The sequence below is a fragment of the Boseongicola aestuarii genome, from assembly GCF_900184815.1.
In the GTDB taxonomy this organism is placed as follows: Bacteria; Pseudomonadota; Alphaproteobacteria; order Rhodobacterales; family Rhodobacteraceae; genus Boseongicola; species Boseongicola aestuarii.
Map to the genome: position 1 here is coordinate 154,342 of NZ_FXXQ01000010.1, position 18,719 is coordinate 173,060.

An 18,719-nucleotide genomic window follows, 5' to 3' on the forward strand; every position below is an offset into this window, starting at 1 on the left:
GACAAGGCTCGGACCCATGATCGACCTTCGCCCAGTGGGCTATGTAATCGGCCTTCTTGTGGCCAGTCTGGGCGCCACGATGGCCGTGCCGCTGGCGGTCGATATATGGGCCGGCAATGGGCATGCAGCCGTGTTCGTGGAAAGCGCGATCCTGACGATCCTGACGGGGGGCCTGATGGCTCTGGCTTGCGCCAACGGCGTCGGCCAGCGCCTTACAATCCAGCAGACATTCATCCTGACCACTGCCGTCTGGGTGGCCCTGCCGATCTTCGCAGCCATCCCGTTTCATCAAGGGGCAACCAACGCCACAGTGACGGACGCCTTTTTCGAGGCCATGTCTGGCCTCACCACAACCGGTTCCACGGTTTTCACGGGCCTGGATCAACTGCCTGCGGGACTTCTCTTGTGGCGTTCGATGCTGCAATGGTTCGGGGGTATCGGCATCATCGTTGTCGCCATGGTCTTCCTGCCCGAACTGCGGGTGGGTGGTATGCAAATCTTCCGCTCGGAAGCCTTTGATACGGCTGGCAAAGTCCTGCCCCGCGCCGCTGAGATCGCCTCTCGTATTTCGATTGTCTACGTGACCCTAACGGCGGCCTGCGCGTTTTCCTACTTCGGCGTCGGGATGCCATTCTTCGACGCGCTCAATCACGCCCTGACAACCGTCGCGACCGGGGGTTTTTCGACCCATGACGCCTCATTCGGCGCTTTCAGCGGCGCGCCCGAATACGTCGCAACCCTGTTCATGGTCCTCGCAAGTTTGCCCTTCGTGCGCTACGTGCAACTCCTCGCCGGCGCGTCACACCCGCTTTTCGTAGATAGCCAGGTGCGGGCTTTCCTGCTGGTGCTCGTGGTTCTGGTCACGTCAATCACGGGCTATCTTCTGGTCGCTTGGGACGCGCCATTCGGCACATCGATCCGCGAGGCGATGTTCAACATCACCTCGATCATCACCGGCACAGGATACGCCAGCACCGACTACCAGCTTTGGGGGGCTTTCCCGATTGCAATGTTTTTCTTCATCGGCCTCATCGGCGGTTGCGCTGGGTCGACCTGCTGTTCAATCAAGATCTTCCGCTACCAAATCCTGATGGCCGCGATTTCGAACCAAATTCGTCGCATCCACTCGCCCCACGGGGTGTTCCAACCGAAATACGACGGGCGCACGATAACCGAGGACGTGATTTCCTCCGTCATGGCCTTCCTGACGCTTTTCATCGTCAGCCTCGGTGTGCTGTCAGTGCTCCTGTCGATGACCGGTCTCGACTTCATGACCTCGATCAGCGGAGCCGCTGCGGCTATCGCCAATATCGGTCCCGGTCTTGGCGACATTATCGGACCGGCCGGCACATTCGCACCGTTGAACGATCTTGCGAAATGGCTGCTGATCGTCGGAATGCTGGTCGGCCGCCTTGAACTGATGGTGGTCATGGTCCTTTTCACGTCGCGTTTCTGGAGAACCTGATGCGTCCCCTTGGAGTTGAAATCGCCGCCATGCTCGCGGCGCGTGGAGTCGACACGATCTTCGGCATCCCCGGTGTGCACAATATCGAGCTTTACCGCGGCATCGACGACGCTGGTATCCGCCACGTCCTCGCTCGCCACGAGCAAGGCGCAGGCTTCATGGCCGACGGATACGCTCGCGCGACAAACAAGCCGGGCGTGTGTTTCGTGATCTCCGGCCCCGGACTGACCAATATCATGACCCCGATGGGGCAGGCCTATTCCGACAGTGTGCCGATGCTGGTGATCTCGACCGTGCTTGATGAGACCGCAGCCAAACGCGGCCAACTTCATCAGATGCGCGATCAGGAAGGCGCGGCCCGCACCGTGTGCGACTGGTCCGAAACAGCGCAATCCCCCGAGGCCGCCTATACGCTCATTGACCGCGCCTTTGCCGAGTTCGAAACGATCCGCCAACGCCCAAAACACATCCAGATACCGGTCAGCGTTATGGGCGCACTCGCGCCGCCGCCACCTGCGCCCCGCAGCCACCACATCGGCGGCAAACTGGCCCCAAACCCCAGCGACCTGACACGGGTCACCGCCCACCTGAAGACCGCACGAAAGCCGCTCTTCATCTTTGGTGGCGGCGCGAAACGCATCCCGCAAAAGCAAATCACCGACGTTCTGGCCCGCACCAAGGCCGCCAGCTTTGTCACCTATGCCGGCCGCGGCATCGTCCGTGCGGACACACCGCGCTTTCTCGGCGCACACCTCGCGCACAGCGGAGCGGAATCCCTCATTGGCGAGGCGGACTTGATCGTCGCCGTGGGAACCGAACTGGCTCCAACCGACCGTTGGCGGGCAAACCGCGGTGCAAAGGCCGCCATAGTGCGCGTTGATATCGATCCCGAAATGCTTGGCCAATGCACTGGTCAGGACCTTGCGATCCGCGCGGACGCCGACCTCTTCTTACGTGGTCTGAATGCCGAACTGAGCCAAAACGAGAACGCAGGCGGATGGGATGCGAAGGCCCTTGCGGACACACGCACCCGCTGGAGCCGCGACGTCGCAACTGCGCGGCCCGGCATCGTGCCAGCAAGCGATGCCCTGCGCGCGGCCCTTCCGCAGAATCTGCGCATCTATTCGGACATGACCCAATTCGCCTATGCCGCAAAGGAAATATGGGACATGCAAGCCGCCGGTCTTTGGCACCACCCGGTCGGTTTTGGAACTTTGGGCTACGCGCTTCCTGCCGCCATCGGATGCGCTGTTACCGGCGGTGCAACCCTCGCCATCGCGGGCGACTATGGCTTTCAATACACCATGCAAGAGCTTGGAACTGCAGCAGAATTGGGCCTGAGTCTTCCCATTCTCATCTGGGACAACCAAGCCTTGGGAGAAATCCGCGACAACATGGTCGAAGCTCAGATTGCCCCGAACGCCGTCCACGCGCTCAACCCGGACTGGGAAAACCTCGCAACGGCGTACCGGTGCGCTTACGCCGCGCCGACAACCACCAAGGCGCTTTGCGAGGCCACGCTGGAGGCCCTGAACGCAGGCCGCCCAACAGTGATCGTAGCAACGCCCGAGATCAGTTCCAGCAGCTAACTAACACGGTCATATCCGCCGCCAAGAGCGTCAGATCTTCGGGTGCCATCACACCATCGAAGACGCTGGCCGGTGTCGCAACGCCATTGGCTGCCAGGAACTCGGCCAGAACACTGGAATCCAGGGCAAATGCCACGCTGCCCGGTAACTGCCGCGCGCTGTCTTCGGCCTCCAGCAACATGCCCATGACCGCGCCTGACGCTTCGAACACCGGCCCGCCCGCGTCGCTCGGCTGGCTGTCCACGTCAAGGCGCTGAACCCGAATATCGCCATCAAGCCCCTTCACGTCCGAGAAGGTGCCATAAGTCAGCGAAGGTGCCGTCAGAATGCCACCAAAGCTGAAACCTGCGACAGCGATATCAGATTGCAGCCGAGGCTCTTGCCCCACAAATTGTGCTGCGGCAAGGGGTGCAATCGTGCGTTGCGGCGTCAGATAGGCAACGCCAAGAGCGGCATCCACCGCTCCCACGGACATGTCGATATCTTCACCAACCGTCACTCGGGAACACTGGGTTACAGCCGAGGCCGTCGTAAGAACTGTGCCTGTTGCATCCACGTAAAACCCGGATCGCGCGCGCTCGGGGCGGCGGATTGCCAGTCCGGCAAGCAGATCGATATCCTGTACACCCGCGCCGGCGTCATCGGGCAGCACGCCTTCGGTCGGCAAAAAGCTCTCTTGCATCGCCTGAAGCGCCAATCGCTGGCGCTTGGCATCGCTTGCTGGCCAGATCAGCGAATACCCCTTGATCGTCCCGCCATCGAGCCGCGCATACGAATGCGAAATGATCTTGTCGTTGGCGCCAGTCAGAGTGAAGTCATTGCGCCGCAAATCCCGCGCTCCGTTCAGGGGCACGATCTCAAGTGTCTGCATCACCTCATAGAGCGACGCCAGCGTCGCAAGATCGCCCGTTTGAGAAATCAACAGAACCTGAACATCGTCCGATGTGGTCGAACGATAATGCGCGAACGGCGGCTCAAAACGGTCAAATGCGACCAGACCAAGCGGCAGATCGATCTGAATGCCCGCCGTCGGCTCGATAGTGGTAGTCATATCAAGGGCCGCAACCGCCGCCCGATACGCCGCGATCATGTCCTGACGCTGCTTGGTGGTCATTACGCCCGTGGCTTCGAAACCGTTTTGTTGCTGCCATGCGGCCATCGCACGCCGCGTGCCGGGACCGAAATCCGCGTCGATCCCCGCCGTATAGACACCTTCCCATCGCAAGGCGATCTGAACTTCCGCACGTTCTTCGCGCGTCAAAAGCCGCTCACCTCTGCGGGCGTCAGCTTCGGTCTCCTCGCCCGCGACCAGTGGCGCTGCAACGGTCTCAACAGGGGCCGCGCCGGGTTCACCCGCAAAAAACTGGCCGCGGAAATTGGCGCCATTGGCCAGAAAACTGTCGCGCGGAATACGACCCGAAGCCCGTAACTGACTGAGAACGCTGGCGGCCTCGACTTCGCTATAGGGCCCCAGCGCAATCGCGTACCACCCCGATGCCAACCGATAGCCCTGCACATCCGGCAGACTGCCGGCGTAGAACTCGGCCCGCTCCTGTGCCGCACCCGCCGTCGGGCGTGCCTCAATCTGCACCCAGGCGCTGCCCTGAGCCAGCACAACGCCAGCCCAAAGCACCATGGCCGTCGCCGCAATAAACCGCATCACAATCGTCATATTTCACCTGTTCGCATCTGGCGTGTTCGCATCGTTTCAACGTATTTACCTAGGCCACAGGGACATGCACGTCAAAAGCGACACGGGCTTCATTGACCACCTGTCGCCTGTTGCCTATTGAGAACGCGATTTTCACGCCCCGGAGACACGCCCCATGGCCGCCGCCGACACCCCGACGTCCTTTCAGGAGATTATCCTGCGCCTTCAGTCTTACTGGGCGGCAAACGGCTGCGCGATCCTGCAACCCTACGACATGGAAGTCGGGGCAGGGACGTTCCATCCGGCCACCACCCTGCGCGCGCTCGGCAACAAACCCTGGGCCGCAGCCTACGTACAACCCTCACGCCGCCCCACCGATGGGCGCTACGGCGAAAACCCGAACCGCCTGCAGCACTACTACCAGTTTCAGGTCATCATCAAACCATCACCGCCCGACCTTCAGGACCTCTATCTTGGCAGCCTTGAGGCCATCGGCATCGACATGGCCGCCCACGACATCCGCTTCGTCGAAGACGACTGGGAAAGCCCGACGCTTGGCGCATGGGGCCTTGGCTGGGAAGTCTGGTGCGACGGCATGGAAGTTTCGCAATTCACCTACTTCCAACAGGTCGGAGGCCACGACTGCCACCCGGTCTCGGGCGAACTGACCTATGGCCTCGAACGCCTCGCAATGTATGTGCTTGGCGTCGATCACGTTATGGAGATGCCCTTCAACGCGCCAGACGCGACGTTCCCGCTGAAATACGGCGACGTGTTCAAACAGACCGAACAGGAATACTCGCGCTGGAACTTCGACGTGGCCGACACCGACACGCTGCTGCAACACTTCAAAGACGCCGAAGCTGAATGCAACCGCATCCTTGAACAGGACGCCACAGACCCGAAATCCGGCCATAAAATTATCATGGCCCACCCGGCCTATGACCAATGCATCAAGGCCAGCCATCTCTTCAACCTCCTCGACGCACGCGGCGTGATCTCGGTCACCGAACGCCAGGCCTATATCGGTCGCGTCCGCACACTCGCTAAAGCCTGCGCCGACGCCTTCGTGCAAACCGACGCCGCAGGGGCCGCCTGATGCGCATCAACAGGCAGCAAAAGGCATGAACGGCAAAGTGATCGGCATTATCCTCATCGCAACCGGCGTCTTCGGCGGAGCCGGCGTATATTACCTGCAGGAATACGGGTTTTATGAAACCATCGAAGCCACGTCCGACGACATGGTCCAGATAACCAGCGTCACCACAGACGCGCCCGAATCAATCCTCTTCTCCGACTTTCAGGCCATCGACGCCGACAGCTCGCCCATCCGCTATCGCGCCTGTTTCACGACACCGCAATCGCTTGCGATGATGACCGAAACCTACGAACTCTACGACACACCAACGCCCCTGAACGCACCGGGCTGGTTCGACTGCTTTGACGCCGACGCCATCGCCGAAGCCCTCGATACAGGCACCGCATTCGCCTTCATGGGCACTGAAAACGTGACATACGGAATCGACCGCATCGTCGCGATCCATGAAGACGGCCGTGGCTTTGTCTGGCACCAGATCAACGAATGCGGCGAGGAAGTCTTCGACGGCAACGCGCCCCCCGAAGGCTGTCCCACGCCCCCCGAGAGGACCGAGTAAATGCCTGATCTCCTGATCGAGCTCTTTTCCGAAGAAATCCCTGCCAAGATGCAGTCGCGCGCCGCCGACGATCTGAAACGGCTGATGACGGACGCCCTTGTCGAAGCGGGCCTGACCTATGAAAGCGCCGGCGCCTTCGCCACGCCGCGCCGCCTCGTGCTCAGCGTCGAAGGACTTCTGGCCGAAAGCCCTACCGTTCATGAAGAACGCAAAGGCCCGCGCACCGATGCGCCTGAAAAAGCGCTTGAAGGCTTCCTGCGCTCAACTGGTCTGACCAAAGAGCAACTTGAAGCACGAGACGACAAAAAGGGTCAGGTCTGGTTTGCCAAGATCGAAAAGCCGGGTCGCACCGCATCCGAGATCATCGCCGAAACGCTGGAAAAAACCGTTCGTAACTTCCCCTGGCCCAAGTCCATGCGCTGGGGGGCAGGGTCGATGCGCTGGGTACGCCCCTTGCATTCCATCGTCTGCATACTGAGTGAAAACGGCGAAACCGACATTGTCGATCTCAACATTGACGGCATCACATCGTCCGACATGACCTCCGGCCACCGCTTCCTCAGCCCGGTTCGGTTTTCCGTCGCGAGTTTCGAGGATTACGCCGCAAAGCTGAAACGAGCGCACGTTATCCTGTCCGCTGAACAACGTATGGAGACCATCTGGCACGACGCGACACAGGCGGCCTTTGCCAACGGTCTGGAGGTCGTTGAAGACAAGGGCTTGTTGGCCGAAGTCGCCGGCCTCGTCGAATGGCCCGTCGTCCTCATGGGGGCAATCGCCGAGGACTTCCTCGACCTGCCGCCCGAGGTTTTGCAAACCTCAATGAAAGAACATCAGAAGTTCTTTTCGGTGAGGGACAAGTCGGGCCGCATCACGCATTTCATCACCGTCTCCAACGTCGAAACCGACGACCACGGCGCGACGATTATTGCGGGCAATAAAAAAGTTCTGTCCGCCCGTCTGGCAGATGCGAAGTTCTTCTGGGAGAACGATCTGCGAAAGGTCGCGCAAATCGGCATGACTGGTCTAGGTGAGCCGTTGTCTCAGGTCACCTTCCACAACAAGCTCGGTACCGTCGCCGAAAAGGTTGACCGCATCGCTGTCCTCGCCCGCGAGATTGCCCCAATCGTCGGCGCAAAACCCGACCTCGCCGAAGAAGCCGCACGCCTAGTGAAAGCCGACCTTGCGTCCGAAATGGTCTACGAATTCCCGGAACTTCAGGGCACCATGGGCAAATACTACGCCCAAGCCGCCGGTCACAACGACGGCGTGCCAGAGGCCTGCGAAGAACACTACCAGCCGCTTGGCCCGTCTGACGATGTGCCGACGCATCCGGTGTCGGTGGCCGTGGCGCTTGCAGATAAGATCGACACGCTCACGGGCTTCTGGGCGATTGATGAGAAGCCGACGGGGAGTAAAGACCCGTTTGCGCTGAGAAGGGCGGCTTTGGGCGTTATTCGGTTAGTGTTGGAGAATAATACCAGAATTCAAGTTGGGCGTGTGTTTAGAAAGACGACTTACGATCTACTCTTAGAACGGTCTAACTTGCGGGGCACAGACCTGGAATTTCACAAGTTTGTTGGTGAACGCCTCGATTTTTCCGTCGCCGTTTCTCTTCATGACACATCCGCAGCTGCAAGAGCTGCATTTGCGAGCTCAACAGGCGATAGTTCGGATACATTTGATCTCTACTATGAGCTGCTCGCCCGCATTGACGAAACGTTTGCCAACCTCCTCGCATTCCTCCACGACCGCCTCAAAGTCTACCTGCGCGACCGCGACATCCGTCACGATGTGATCGACGCCGCCCTCGCCATGCCAGGAGCCGACGACCTCACGCTCCTCGTCAACCGCGCTACCGCGCTTCAGTCCTTCCTCGCCACCGACGACGGCACAAACCTCATCCAGGGCTTCAAACGCGCCCACAACATCCTCCGTCAGGCCGAGGAAAAAGACGGCGTCGAATACTCCTTTGGTCCCGACACCAAACTGGCCGAAACGCCCGAAGAAACGGCCCTGTTCGCCGCCCTCGACTCTGCCGAAGCCGCCATCACGCCCGCAATGGAGGCCGAAGACTTCGCCGCCGCGATGTCCGCACTTGCCGGTCTGCGCGCGCCCATCGACGCCTTCTTCGAAGCGGTTCAGGTCAACGCGGAAAGCGCGATCCTGCGCCGGAACCGTCTGAACCTGCTTCACCGTATCAGTGCCGCCTGCCTGGCCGTCGTGGACCTGACGCGCATCGAAGCCTCCTGACCCGAGCGGGGCAGAGGTTAAGCCGGGGTAAACGCAAAGAACGGGCGCACCGACGTAAAACCGACGTCATACCGACGTGGCACCGATGCGTCAGTTTCCACCATTTCGGGCCCCAAAACCCGCTTTGCGATGCGACCGCGTAGACACGCATCCCGCGACTTAGTGTCAATCTTTTCTGACAGTCCTTGATCGGACTCTGCATGTGCGTATGCTGTGTCGGAAGGAATCGCCGCGGTGCAGAAACTCGTTGAAATATCTGAATTTATTGTCGTCGACCCAACGGCAAACGTCGCCACGCACACGCATGGCGGCCGCGCCAAGTGTTTGCAACGCCTGATCCGCCTCGATTTACCGGTTCCGCAAACCGTCGCCTTGCCATTCACAACCGTGCGCCATATCGCGTCTGGCGAAGAGATCGACACGCAAGCCATTCTCGACCACTTCGGAGAAGCCCCCCTCGTGTCGGTGCGGCCTTCATCCGAAGACCCCGACTGGGGCGGCCCCGGTGCGATCCTGAACATCGGCATGAACAGTGCCCGCCATGCAGAATATGCCAACCTTCTGGGGCATGAAGCAGCCAACAAGCTCTATGCGCGTTTCATTACGACCTATTCGGTTCATGTCGCCCACCTCGATCCTGATCTCTTTGTAATTGAAGACGAAATCTCGGCAGAAACGCTGCACGCAATGCTCGATACCTACGAGGAAGAGACAGACGAAACCTTCCCTCAAGGCCCAGCGTATCAACTTACGGGCGTGCTGCGTTCCATGGCGCGCGCCTGGGAGGGCACGACCGCGCGTTTGCTGCGGCAGGCACGGGGCGCGCCGGCGGATGCGGGACTTGGACTTGTGGTGCAAGCGATGGCCCCTGGCCTTGGCCCGCCCGAATCCGGCTCGGGCGTCATACAGTTCGCCGAACCGACCACCGGAATGCCCCAAATCACCGGGCGCTACCTCAGCCAAAGCCAAGGCCGCGATGCGCTGAATGCGGAAGGCGCGCTATACCTGACGCGCGACCACCGCGGTATTTCACTTGAAGAGCTATGCCCTCAGGTTTTCGAAACACTTTTGGGGTATGGAAGGGTGTGTCGGGAACAACTGCGCGAAGAAATGCAGATTGAATTCACGCTGGACGGTGGAAATCTCAGCGTTCTGGACGCGGTTCGGATTGCCCGATCGGAACGCGCCAATATGCGGATTGCCGTTTCTCTGGCGGAAGACGGGATCATTTCGCGCGAAGACGCGATTTTGCGCGTCCAACCACGCGCCTTGTCGGAAATGCTGCACCGTCAGGTGGATGCGGCGGCACCGCGCGATGTTCTGGCGCGCGGCGTCGCGGCCAGTCCGGGGGCTGCGACCGGTCGCCTTGTGTTCAATTCCGCCGACGCCCAGGCCAGCGCGGCGCGCGGCGAGCCTTGTATTCTGGTGCGTCGCGAAACCTCCCCGGAAGACATTCGCGGCATGCATGCCGCGCAGGGTGTTTTGACCGAACGCGGCGGCATGACCAGCCACGCAGCAGTGATCGCGCGGGGTCTTGGGCTTCCCGGCGTTGTCGGTGTGTCCGATATCATATTGAATCGAAAAGATAATTTAATAACTTTGCCTGATGGACGGACGTTGAAAGCCGGAGACATCGTCACGATCGACGGAACCACGGGTCAAATCCTGGGCGGTGACGTTCCCTTGCTTGAGCCCGCGCTTGACGACGCGTTCCGTACGCTGCTTGGATGGGCCGACCAGGTACGCGACATTGCCGTGCGCGCCAACGCCGACACGCCTGCCGAAGCCAAGGTTGCACGCGCTTTTGATGCGGAAGGCATCGGGCTTTGCCGCACCGAGCACATGTTCTTTGAAGGCGACCGCATGATCGTCATGCGCGAGATGATCTTTGCCGAAAACACCGAGGGCCGCAAAGCCGCGCTTGAGCGGTTAGTACCAATGCAAGTGTCTGATCTGACAGATCTTTTCAAAATCATGTCAGGGTTGCCGGTATGCATCCGTCTCCTCGATCCGCCGCTTCATGAATTCCTGCCTTCGGGACGCGACGCCTTGCGTGATCTTGCCGATGCGCTCGATCTGTCCTTGTCAAAAGTGACGCGCCGTGTGGAAGCCTTGAGTGAATTCAACCCGATGCTTGGGTTGCGCGGTGTGCGTCTTGGTGTGACGATGCCTGAGATCTACGAGGCACAGGCCCGTGCGATTTTCCTTGCGGCTATTGCTGCCAGCAAAGACGGTGAAAGCATCATCCCTGAAATCATGATTCCGCTTGTGTCGGCCCGCCGTGAGGTCGAGCTGGTTAGCGAGCGGATCAAGGCCGTTGCAGAGGCGGTGCGGGCGGAAACAGGCGCCGAATTCAACTACCGCCTCGGCGTCATGGTCGAAACTCCGCGCGCCGCCTTGCGCGCCGAAGAGATCGCCCCTCATTGCGCGTTCCTCAGCTTCGGCACCAACGATCTGACACAGATGGCCTATGGTCTCAGCCGCGATGACGCGGGACGCTTTATGGGCGCATACGTCAATCAAGGCGTCTTCCCCGAAGACCCATTCCACAGGCTGGACGTTGAAGGCGTTGGCGAGTTACTGACGCTCGGGGCCGAGCGGGGACGCAAGGGCAAGCCCGAAATAACACTGTCGATTTGCGGTGAACACGGGGGTGACCCTGATTCGATTTCCTTTTGCCGCGACGCCGGTTTCGACTATGTAAGCTGTTCACCCTTCCGTGTGCCCGTCGCGCGACTAGCTGCCGCACATATAGCGTTAACAGACGGTCCGCGGCCCAAAAGACCATAGAAATCAATTGCCTAAAAATGTAGCAATGCGTCAAGAGCCTGCTTTTCGCGTTCATTTCCCCTTGCGGAACACTCTGTCGCACAGGCCTAGGGTGGACGTTTGGGCGTCCTTTGGGTATGCGCCCCGCTAAATGAAGGCGGCCAATACCGGTCAACCACAAGTTCTGGAGGGGGCTCCAAGATGTTAAAACCCATGAAATGGGTCGCGGCATTTATCGCTGCTTCGACCCTGTGTGTACCTGCGGTGGCCGATGTGACGATGGGCACATCGAACAATCCGACCGTATCTTTGAATCAAAGATTGGGCAGCCTGTTCGGCGCCGAAACCAATGCTCTTGCCGCCTTTGGCGCGCGCGACATGGCACGGCTGACGCGGATGCCAAGCGATCAGGGTGGCCCCGTGCTTGAAAGCGTTGATGATCTCACTTCCACGAAATTGGCGGCCATGCCCCCGGCAAGCGGCGGTGAGCAATGGTCCTGTCTGACCGAAGCGCTCTACTTCGAGGCCCGCGGAGAGTCACTCAAAGGCATTTTGGGCGTGGCCGAGGTAATCCTGAACCGTGTCGACGACAAGCGTTATCCTGGCTCCGTGTGTGACGTTGTGAACCAAGGCACCGGTGAGCGCTATCGCTGCCAGTTCACCTATACCTGTGACGGACAGCCTGAAACGATCACGGAAATGAACGCCTACAAGAAACTCGGCAAGATTGCGCGCTTCATGCTCGACGGCGCCGAGCGCGAATTGACAGACGGGGCGACGCATTATCACACCAAATCCGTGAACCCGCGTTGGGCCCGTGTATTTCCGCGCACGACGACAATCGGCTACCATCACTTCTATCGCGAACCGAGCCGCGTCGCGCAGAACTAGACCTTCTGTTTCACACTGTCACAAATCTAGGCGCCGCTTTGCTGAAAGGCACGCGCTGCCCTCTGTGCAGAGCACGCACCGACGTGTTACTCATGCGTGAGGCATAAGAAACGAGACAGTCACATGACCCGAAAGCTATTTGGCACCGATGGTGTGCGCGGCCTTGCCAACACCTATCCGATGACCGCAGAACTTGCGCTCAGGATTGGCGCAGCGGCAGGCCGGTATTTCCGTCGCGATGGTTCGCCGGCGCATCGTGTCGTCATTGGCAAGGATACGCGGCTTTCCGGATATATGTTCGAGAACGCCTTGACCGCCGGGTTCACTTCGACGGGCATGAACGTGCTGCTACTTGGACCCGTGCCAACGCCCGCAGTCGGCATGATGGTGCGTTCGATGCGCGCCGATGTGGGCGTGATGATTTCCGCTAGCCACAACCCCCACCACGACAACGGTATCAAGTTCTTCGGTCCCGATGGCTTCAAGCTGAACGACGAGGCAGAAGCCGAAATAGAGGCTGCCATCTCAAGCGAAAATGCTCCCGCCGCTGCCGAAAACATCGGACGCGCCAAGCGCATCGACGACGGTCTTTACCGCTATGTCGAACGCGTCAAATCTACATTTCCGCATGACCTTACGCTCGACGGCCTCAAGGTTGTTGTCGACTGCGCGAACGGAGCGGCCTACAAAGCCGCGCCCGCGGTCCTTTGGGAGCTTGGCGCCGAGGTTATTCCGATCGGTGTTTCCCCGAACGGCAAGAACATCAACGATGGCTGCGGTTCGACGAGTACCAGCCTCGCGGCTGAAACTGTTGTCGCGCATGGCGCGCATGTTGGCATCTGCCTTGATGGTGATGCGGACCGCGTGATGATCATCGACGAGAACGGCCACATCGCGGATGGCGATCAGATAATGGCCCTGTTCGCTGCACGTTGGTCAGCCGAAGGACGCCTTGCGAATGACACGCTGGTCGCCACGGTCATGTCGAACCTTGGGCTTGAACGTTACCTCAGCACTAAAGGTGTATCTTTGCATCGAACGTCCGTCGGTGACCGCTATGTCGTTGAAGCGATGAGGGCAGGCGGCTTTAACCTCGGCGGCGAGCAATCCGGCCACATCGTCATGACCGACTTTGCCACGACGGGTGACGGTCTTCAGGCGGGCTTGCAGTTCCTCGCTGAGTTGAAGCGTACCGGTCAACCGGCGAGCGCTCTGCGTCAGGCCTTCGAGCCAGTTCCGCAGCTTTTGAAAAACGTGCGCTTCGAAGAGGGGAATGACCCGCTGTCCGATCCTCGCGTCAAAGATGCCATCGCCAGCGCAGAAGCTACGCTATCAGGCAAGGGCCGCGTCCTGATCCGAAAATCCGGGACCGAACCCCTGATCCGTGTCATGGCCGAGTGTGAAGACCAAGGCGAATTGCTTCGTCTGGTGGACGCGATCGTCGATGAGGTTGCCAGCGTCGCCGGTTAGCGCGCAAACAGGCGTTTCAACGCGCCCCACTGGCTGAGAAAGACGCCCGCAAGGATCAAGACCATAGCCACAAACAGCGACGGCTCGACGGCTTCACCGAGCAGCAAGACGCCCAACAAGACCGACCAGAGTGGTACCTGATAGTTCGTGAGAGACATGAAAACCGGTCCCGCGCTTCGGATTACCATGACACGAAGCAGGTTCGCCGCGGCCGTCTGAACAAGACCCAGTATCAGGATCACGGCGATGACTTCCCGGCTTGGGACCGGTGGCAGGCCCTCGATAATCAAGGCCAGAACCGTTACTGGCACAGCACCTATCATCAGCGTCACTGCCGACAAGCCTATTGGGTCCACTGGGGGGAGCCGACGCATGACCACCGAAGAGACCGCATAACATGACGCCCCAAGCACGCATGCAAACCGGCCCAGCAACTCACCGTCCACGCCTGTTGATTGAAAGGCTTCAGGCCCGATCAACACGGCGACCCCAACAAAGCCGATTAGAAATCCCAGCGTCTTGCGCAGTGTCAGCCGCTCACCCGGCACAAAAAAATGTGCGAGCGGCAACACGATCAGTGCCACAGCCGCCATGGATACGCCGGCAAAGCCTGACGTCACGAATTGCTGCCCCCAAGAGATTGCCATGAAGGGCAGGGCGGAACTCAGCACACCGACCGTCAACAAAGGCGCCCAATGCGCGCTCGCCGTTGTCTCGTAAAGCCGCCCGCCGCGGAGCTGCCAGATCGCGGCGGTCAGAAGCCCTGCAAACAGTATCCGCGACGCCGCCAACCAGAACGGACCGATCCCGACCAGCGCCAGTTCGATAAACAGAAACGACGCCCCCCAGACTAGTCCAAGGGTCGCGACCATGATCCAGCTTTTCGCCGTGATGTCGGGTTGCATCGGCAGGTCCTGAAACGAAAAAGGCCCCGGACAACGCCGGGGCCTTGAAAGTGTGGTGTGGCCTTAGTTGCGGGCTTTGTCCACCATCTTGCCGTCGGAAATCCATGGCATCATGCCGCGCAGCTTCGCACCGACTTCTTCGATCTGGTGGGCGTCGTTGATGCGGCGTGTAGACTTGAACATCGGCTGACCAACCATGTTTTCCGCCATGAAATCACGCACAAAGCGACCGGTTTGAATGTCGGTCAGTACCTCTTTCATCCGCGCCTTGGTTTCGTCGTAAGGCAGGATGCGCGGACCAGAGACGTACTCGCCGTACTCGGCAGTGTTCGAGATCGAGTAGTTCATGTTCGCGATGCCGCCTTCGTAGATTAGGTCGACGATCAGCTTCACTTCGTGCAAACACTCGAAATAGGCCATTTCGGGCGCGTAGCCTGCTTCGACCAGTGTTTCGAAGCCCATGCGGATCAATTCAACCAAGCCGCCGCAAAGAACAGCCTGCTCGCCAAAGAGGTCGGTTTCGCACTCTTCCTTGAAGTTCGTCTCGATAACGCCCGAGCGCCCGCCACCAATGGCCGAGCAATAGGAGAGGCCGATCTCAAGCGCCTTGCCTGACGCGTCCTGATCAACGGCAACAAGGCAAGGCACACCGCCGCCCTTGACATACTCGCCACGAACAGTGTGACCGGGACCCTTTGGCGCCATCATGATCACGTCTACGCCGGCTTTTGGCTCGATCAAACCGAAGTGAACGTTCAGGCCGTGGGCAAAGGCAATCGCCGCGCCCTCTTTTAGATTGTCATGAACGTATTTCTTGTAGGTTTCCGCCTGAAGCTCGTCGGGCATCGTGAACATCATCAGATCGCACCATGCCGCCGCCTCGGCGATGCCCATCACCTTGAGGCCTTCGCCTTCCGCTTTTTTCGCGCTGGGGCTGCCCTCGCGAAGGGCAACGACCAGGTTTTTCGCGCCGCTGTCACGCAGGTTCAGCGCATGGGCGTGGCCTTGGGAACCATAGCCAAGGATGGCTACTTTCTTGTCTTTGATGAGATTGATATCGCAATCGCGGTCATAATATACGCGCATGGTCCGTTCCTCGTCTAACTGGAGTGTGAATTGATCTGCTGGGAAATATAGACGTTTGCATCCAATATACATTTCAATATTGCATCTAATCCCTAATACTGGATAAAAACTATTCGTTGAATTAAGATAATTGGATTAATTCATGCTAGATGATCTAGATCGTCGTGTCCTGCGCCAGCTTCTGGCCGATCCGGGCGCGGCGACAGCAAAACTGGCGGAACGCGCGGGCATGACGCAGGCGTCATATTGGAGACGCCTCGAAAAGTTGACAGACACAGGCGTCATCAAAGGGCGTCACGCGCGCGTGGATTGGCCGGCGCTCGGGTATGAAGTCGAAGTCAGCTTGCGGATCACCTTGGAAAAAAGCGACCCACGCGCGTTTGATCAGTTTATTGAAGCCGCCAGAAAAGTCCCTGAAGTTACTGAAATCCAAACCTTTCTCGGTCGCGTCGACGTGCGCATCGTCGTGATTGCGCGTGATATGGCGCATTACCAATCGATTTATCGCGAGCGTATTCTCACCTTGCCCCACATCGCCGATCTTGAGGCGCTGATGACAGTCGCCACGGTCAAGACAGACCCGAGCCTGCCGCTATGATCGACACCGACGCCACTGACCGTGCAATCCTTGCCGCCTTGCAGGCCGACGCGACCCTGTCTGCGGGGCAAATTGGTCGAAAGGTGGGGCTGAGCCAGCCGGCGTGCTGGCGGCGGATCAAGCGTTTGACGGATGCAGGCGTTCTGGGCGGATATCGAATTGCGCTGGACCTCGAGCGCGTCGGCTTTGGTGTGACCGTCTTCTTGGGGATCAAATTGGCTGCCAAAGGGCGGACCAGCATTTCTGATTTCGAACGCGCAATTTCTGCAATACCCGAGGTGCAATCGGTTCACCACGTTCTTGGGCTTTATGACTACCGACTGCGGGTCGTTGCTCGGGATCTTGGTGACTTCGAACGTGTTTTGCGCCGTCGCATCATGACCATTCAAGGCGTTGGAGACATCGAGTCTAACGTTCTTTTGAGTGAAGAGCGGCTTCCGGGACCGCTTGGTCACGACCTCGCTTAACGGCCCATACCCGCGGTCATGATTTTGCGCCTCAGTGGTGCCACATCATGCACCAGCTTTAGACCTGCGCTGCGAAGGTCCTGAAGCGGCGGTAAATCAGATCGGCAAATTCGATTATAAAGATCAATGAATTGCGCGCGAAGGCGAATGTCGCGTCCCCTTGCTTTTTCGTAAGCGGCAAGGAAATCTCTGGTGCCTAACGCGGCCTTATCCGAGGCAGCGAGCGCGGCAAGGATCGAGACATCGCGCAATGACGTGTTGAGGCCCTGCGCGCCAATCGGTGGAAGAACGTGGGCCGCTTCGGCCATGAGTGCGACACGTTCTGAAGTTAAAACCTCAGCTTCCTGTGTCACGATGGGCCAGACGTTTCTGGGCGAAAGAAGCGTCATGTTTCCAAGCACTTGGCAGGACCGTGTCGTTGCGGCTGCCGAAAAGGCGTCGTCACTCAATGCGCTAAGGCGGACGGCCTCCGCTCCGTCGTTCATCCAGACGATCGCTGAGCAATGCTGACCCTTGTGATCGGGCAAAGGAACTGTCGTGAAGGCCCCGCCGGACAAATAGAGCTCGGTGGAAACGTTGTCGTGTGCCAGGTCATGAGCAACGATGAAAGCAAGTGCTTTTTGACCGTAACGCGTTGTTTTGCATCCAATACCGGCCGCAGCCCGAAGCGGCGATGCACGTCCGTCGGCTGCAATTGCAAGACGCGCGCGCACCTGGTCACCAGATGTCAGCGTGACGATGGCTTCTCGCTCGCGTGTGACCAGCCGGGCAAAACCGACGCCAAGGCGAAGGTCCACTGTCGCCGAACTCGACAGCGTTTCGGTCAAGACCTTTCGTGTCAGCCAGTTCGGCAGGTTCCATCCAAAGCTTGGGGCGCCAAGGTCGGTCGACTGAAAGGCGCGGTCCGTTCTGGGCTCGGGAGGCTTGCCATGGCAATCGATCACGCGGAGGGTGTTCAGAGGTTCAGCATAGTCGGCAACCGCGGCCCAAAGACCAATGCCTTCAAGCAGTTGGCGGGCGGGCGCCAAGAATGCAGTCGAACGCAAGTCAGAGCCATCGGCGCCAATGGTTTCGGGCGGTATGCTTGGATCCGCGATAATGACCGACAAACCCTGATGGGCGAAAGCGGCTGCTGCCGTGAGGCCGGCGATGCCGCCACCTGAGATGAATATGTCGACGTCGGATCTGTTCATACGTCTAACCTAGGAGGCTGGCGCGCGCACGAAAAGGGCTAACGCAGGACCTGCGACAGGAAGCCCGCCAAATCGCGCGTGTGGTGGTGGATGTGGGGAGCAGGAATGGCGATGGGTGCGACGTGAACGGTGCGCATTCCCATTTCGTGCGGCGCGGCGAGATTGCGTGGCTCGTCTTCGAACATGGCCGCTGCTTCCGGGCGAACTCCGTCTTTTTTGAACACGGATTCAAAGGCTTGGCGCTCGGGTTTGGGGCGAAACTCGGCGTGTTCGACACCGTAGACCGCATCAAAAAGGCCTTCGAGGCCCCGCGCTGCGAGGACGCGGCGTGCATAAGGTTCCGAGCCGTTTGTATAGACGATCCGTCTTCCTGGCAGAGCGCGGATCATGCTAGCCAGATGCGCATCCACCTCCAGATGATCGATCGATATTTCATGCACCTCAATGAGGTAAGGCTCTGGATCTGCACCATGCTCCGCCATTAGCCCGGCAAGAGTCGTGCCGTACTTCTGCCAGTAGTGCTTGCGCAGATGATCGGCCTCTGCTCGGGTTACTTTCAGCGTTTCGGCGACCCAAGTCGTCATCTTGACCTCAATCTGATCGAACAGCCGCGCCTCGGGCGGATAGAGGGTGTTGTCGAGGTCGAAGACCCATGTCGTGACATGTGAAAAATCGGATGCAAGCATGGATGCGGCATATCCAAGCAAGGACGACTTGGCAATGAAGA

General features: G+C 59.3%; 15 protein-coding genes. 10 read left to right on the forward strand and 5 right to left on the reverse strand.

The annotated features are described in order from the left end of the window. Nucleotides 1-16: 16 nt before the first annotated feature. Entirely contained in the window at nucleotides 17-1,465 is a 1,449-nt protein-coding gene (locus BOA8489_RS14675; protein ID WP_093975049.1) for a TrkH family potassium uptake protein, read from the forward strand. Then, a complete protein-coding gene (locus BOA8489_RS14680) occupies nucleotides 1,465-3,054 on the forward strand; it encodes a thiamine pyrophosphate-binding protein (RefSeq protein WP_245813870.1) in 1,590 nt (529 codons plus the stop codon). Before BOA8489_RS14675 ends, BOA8489_RS14680 begins: the two co-directional genes overlap by 1 nt. On the opposite strand, the gene BOA8489_RS14685 is transcribed toward BOA8489_RS14680, so the two are convergent. Further along, complete coding sequence (locus tag BOA8489_RS14685; RefSeq protein WP_093975050.1) at nucleotides 3,038-4,726, reverse strand: serine protease; 1,689 nt, start codon at nucleotides 4,724-4,726, stop codon at nucleotides 3,038-3,040. The genes BOA8489_RS14680 and BOA8489_RS14685 overlap by 17 nt on opposite strands. 154 nt (nucleotides 4,727-4,880) lie before the next feature. On the opposite strand from BOA8489_RS14685, the gene BOA8489_RS14690 reads away from it, so the two are divergent. From BOA8489_RS14690 to glmM, 6 genes are all read left to right on the forward strand, one after another. Beyond that, the gene (locus BOA8489_RS14690; protein ID WP_093975051.1) at nucleotides 4,881-5,804 is read left to right on the forward strand and encodes a glycine--tRNA ligase subunit alpha; all 924 of its coding nucleotides are present in this window, start codon (nucleotides 4,881-4,883) and stop codon (nucleotides 5,802-5,804) included. A 25-nt stretch (nucleotides 5,805-5,829) separates the two neighbouring features. Further along, nucleotides 5,830-6,360 (forward strand): DUF6446 family protein, encoded by a 531-nt coding sequence (locus BOA8489_RS14695; RefSeq protein WP_093975052.1) that lies wholly within the window; start codon nucleotides 5,830-5,832, stop codon nucleotides 6,358-6,360. After that, the gene (gene glyS, locus BOA8489_RS14700; RefSeq protein WP_093975053.1) at nucleotides 6,361-8,613 is read left to right on the forward strand and encodes a glycine--tRNA ligase subunit beta; all 2,253 of its coding nucleotides are present in this window, start codon (nucleotides 6,361-6,363) and stop codon (nucleotides 8,611-8,613) included. Between the two features lie 234 nt (nucleotides 8,614-8,847). Continuing rightward, complete coding sequence (locus tag BOA8489_RS14705; RefSeq protein ID WP_245813873.1) at nucleotides 8,848-11,403, forward strand: putative PEP-binding protein; 2,556 nt, start codon at nucleotides 8,848-8,850, stop codon at nucleotides 11,401-11,403. A gap of 180 nt (nucleotides 11,404-11,583) precedes the next feature. Further along, a complete protein-coding gene (locus tag BOA8489_RS14710) occupies nucleotides 11,584-12,273 on the forward strand; it encodes a cell wall hydrolase (RefSeq protein WP_245813874.1) in 690 nt (229 codons plus the stop codon). A gap of 123 nt (nucleotides 12,274-12,396) precedes the next feature. Then, on the forward strand, nucleotides 12,397-13,743 hold the full coding sequence (glmM, locus tag BOA8489_RS14715; RefSeq protein WP_093975054.1) for a phosphoglucosamine mutase: 1,347 nt from the start codon (nucleotides 12,397-12,399) through the stop codon (nucleotides 13,741-13,743). Here glmM and BOA8489_RS14720 read toward each other — a convergent pair. Both BOA8489_RS14720 and ilvC read right to left on the reverse strand, forming a co-directional pair. Beyond that, complete coding sequence (locus BOA8489_RS14720; protein ID WP_245813876.1) at nucleotides 13,740-14,648, reverse strand: DMT family transporter; 909 nt, start codon at nucleotides 14,646-14,648, stop codon at nucleotides 13,740-13,742. The genes glmM and BOA8489_RS14720 overlap by 4 nt on opposite strands. Before the next feature lie 63 nt (nucleotides 14,649-14,711). Beyond that, nucleotides 14,712-15,734, reverse strand: a complete 1,023-nt coding sequence (gene ilvC, locus BOA8489_RS14725; RefSeq protein ID WP_093975055.1) for a ketol-acid reductoisomerase — start codon at nucleotides 15,732-15,734, stop codon at nucleotides 14,712-14,714. 142 nt (nucleotides 15,735-15,876) lie between these two features. On the opposite strand from ilvC, the gene BOA8489_RS14730 reads away from it, so the two are divergent. Then, on the forward strand, nucleotides 15,877-16,332 hold the full coding sequence (locus BOA8489_RS14730) for an Lrp/AsnC family transcriptional regulator (RefSeq protein WP_093975056.1): 456 nt from the start codon (nucleotides 15,877-15,879) through the stop codon (nucleotides 16,330-16,332). Beyond that, nucleotides 16,329-16,799 carry an Lrp/AsnC family transcriptional regulator gene (locus tag BOA8489_RS14735; RefSeq protein WP_093975057.1) on the forward strand — a complete coding sequence of 157 codons (471 nt, stop codon included), beginning with the start codon at nucleotides 16,329-16,331 and terminating at the stop codon, nucleotides 16,797-16,799. Before BOA8489_RS14730 ends, BOA8489_RS14735 begins: the two co-directional genes overlap by 4 nt. On the opposite strand, the gene BOA8489_RS14740 is transcribed toward BOA8489_RS14735, so the two are convergent. Beyond that, nucleotides 16,796-17,992 (reverse strand): FAD-dependent monooxygenase, encoded by a 1,197-nt coding sequence (locus tag BOA8489_RS14740; RefSeq protein ID WP_093975058.1) that lies wholly within the window; start codon nucleotides 17,990-17,992, stop codon nucleotides 16,796-16,798. The two genes, BOA8489_RS14735 and BOA8489_RS14740, sit on opposite strands and share 4 nt — an antisense overlap. Before the next feature lie 38 nt (nucleotides 17,993-18,030). After that, the gene (locus BOA8489_RS14745; RefSeq protein ID WP_093975095.1) at nucleotides 18,031-18,678 is read right to left on the reverse strand and encodes a pyrimidine 5'-nucleotidase; all 648 of its coding nucleotides are present in this window, start codon (nucleotides 18,676-18,678) and stop codon (nucleotides 18,031-18,033) included. Between the last annotated feature and the right edge of the window lie 41 nt (nucleotides 18,679-18,719).

Bases quoted from the DNA above. Each gene is read 5' to 3' on its own strand.
- BOA8489_RS14675 (WP_093975049.1), top strand. From the start codon at position 17: ATGATCGACCTTCGCCCAGTGGGCTATGTAATCGGCCTTCTTGTGGCC.
- BOA8489_RS14680 (WP_245813870.1), top strand. From the start codon at position 1,465: ATGCGTCCCCTTGGAGTTGAAATCGCCGCCATGCTCGCGGCGCGTGGA.
- BOA8489_RS14685 (WP_093975050.1), bottom strand. From the start codon at position 4,726: ATGACGATTGTGATGCGGTTTATTGCGGCGACGGCCATGGTGCTTTGG.
- BOA8489_RS14690 (WP_093975051.1), top strand. From the start codon at position 4,881: ATGGCCGCCGCCGACACCCCGACGTCCTTTCAGGAGATTATCCTGCGC.
- BOA8489_RS14695 (WP_093975052.1), top strand. From the start codon at position 5,830: ATGAACGGCAAAGTGATCGGCATTATCCTCATCGCAACCGGCGTCTTC.
- glyS (WP_093975053.1), top strand. From the start codon at position 6,361: ATGCCTGATCTCCTGATCGAGCTCTTTTCCGAAGAAATCCCTGCCAAG.
- BOA8489_RS14710 (WP_245813874.1), top strand. From the start codon at position 11,584: ATGTTAAAACCCATGAAATGGGTCGCGGCATTTATCGCTGCTTCGACC.
- glmM (WP_093975054.1), top strand. From the start codon at position 12,397: ATGACCCGAAAGCTATTTGGCACCGATGGTGTGCGCGGCCTTGCCAAC.
- BOA8489_RS14720 (WP_245813876.1), bottom strand. From the start codon at position 14,648: ATGCAACCCGACATCACGGCGAAAAGCTGGATCATGGTCGCGACCCTT.
- ilvC (WP_093975055.1), bottom strand. From the start codon at position 15,734: ATGCGCGTATATTATGACCGCGATTGCGATATCAATCTCATCAAAGAC.
- BOA8489_RS14730 (WP_093975056.1), top strand. From the start codon at position 15,877: ATGCTAGATGATCTAGATCGTCGTGTCCTGCGCCAGCTTCTGGCCGAT.
- BOA8489_RS14735 (WP_093975057.1), top strand. From the start codon at position 16,329: ATGATCGACACCGACGCCACTGACCGTGCAATCCTTGCCGCCTTGCAG.
- BOA8489_RS14740 (WP_093975058.1), bottom strand. From the start codon at position 17,992: ATGAACAGATCCGACGTCGACATATTCATCTCAGGTGGCGGCATCGCC.
- BOA8489_RS14745 (WP_093975095.1), bottom strand. From the start codon at position 18,678: ATGCTTGCATCCGATTTTTCACATGTCACGACATGGGTCTTCGACCTC.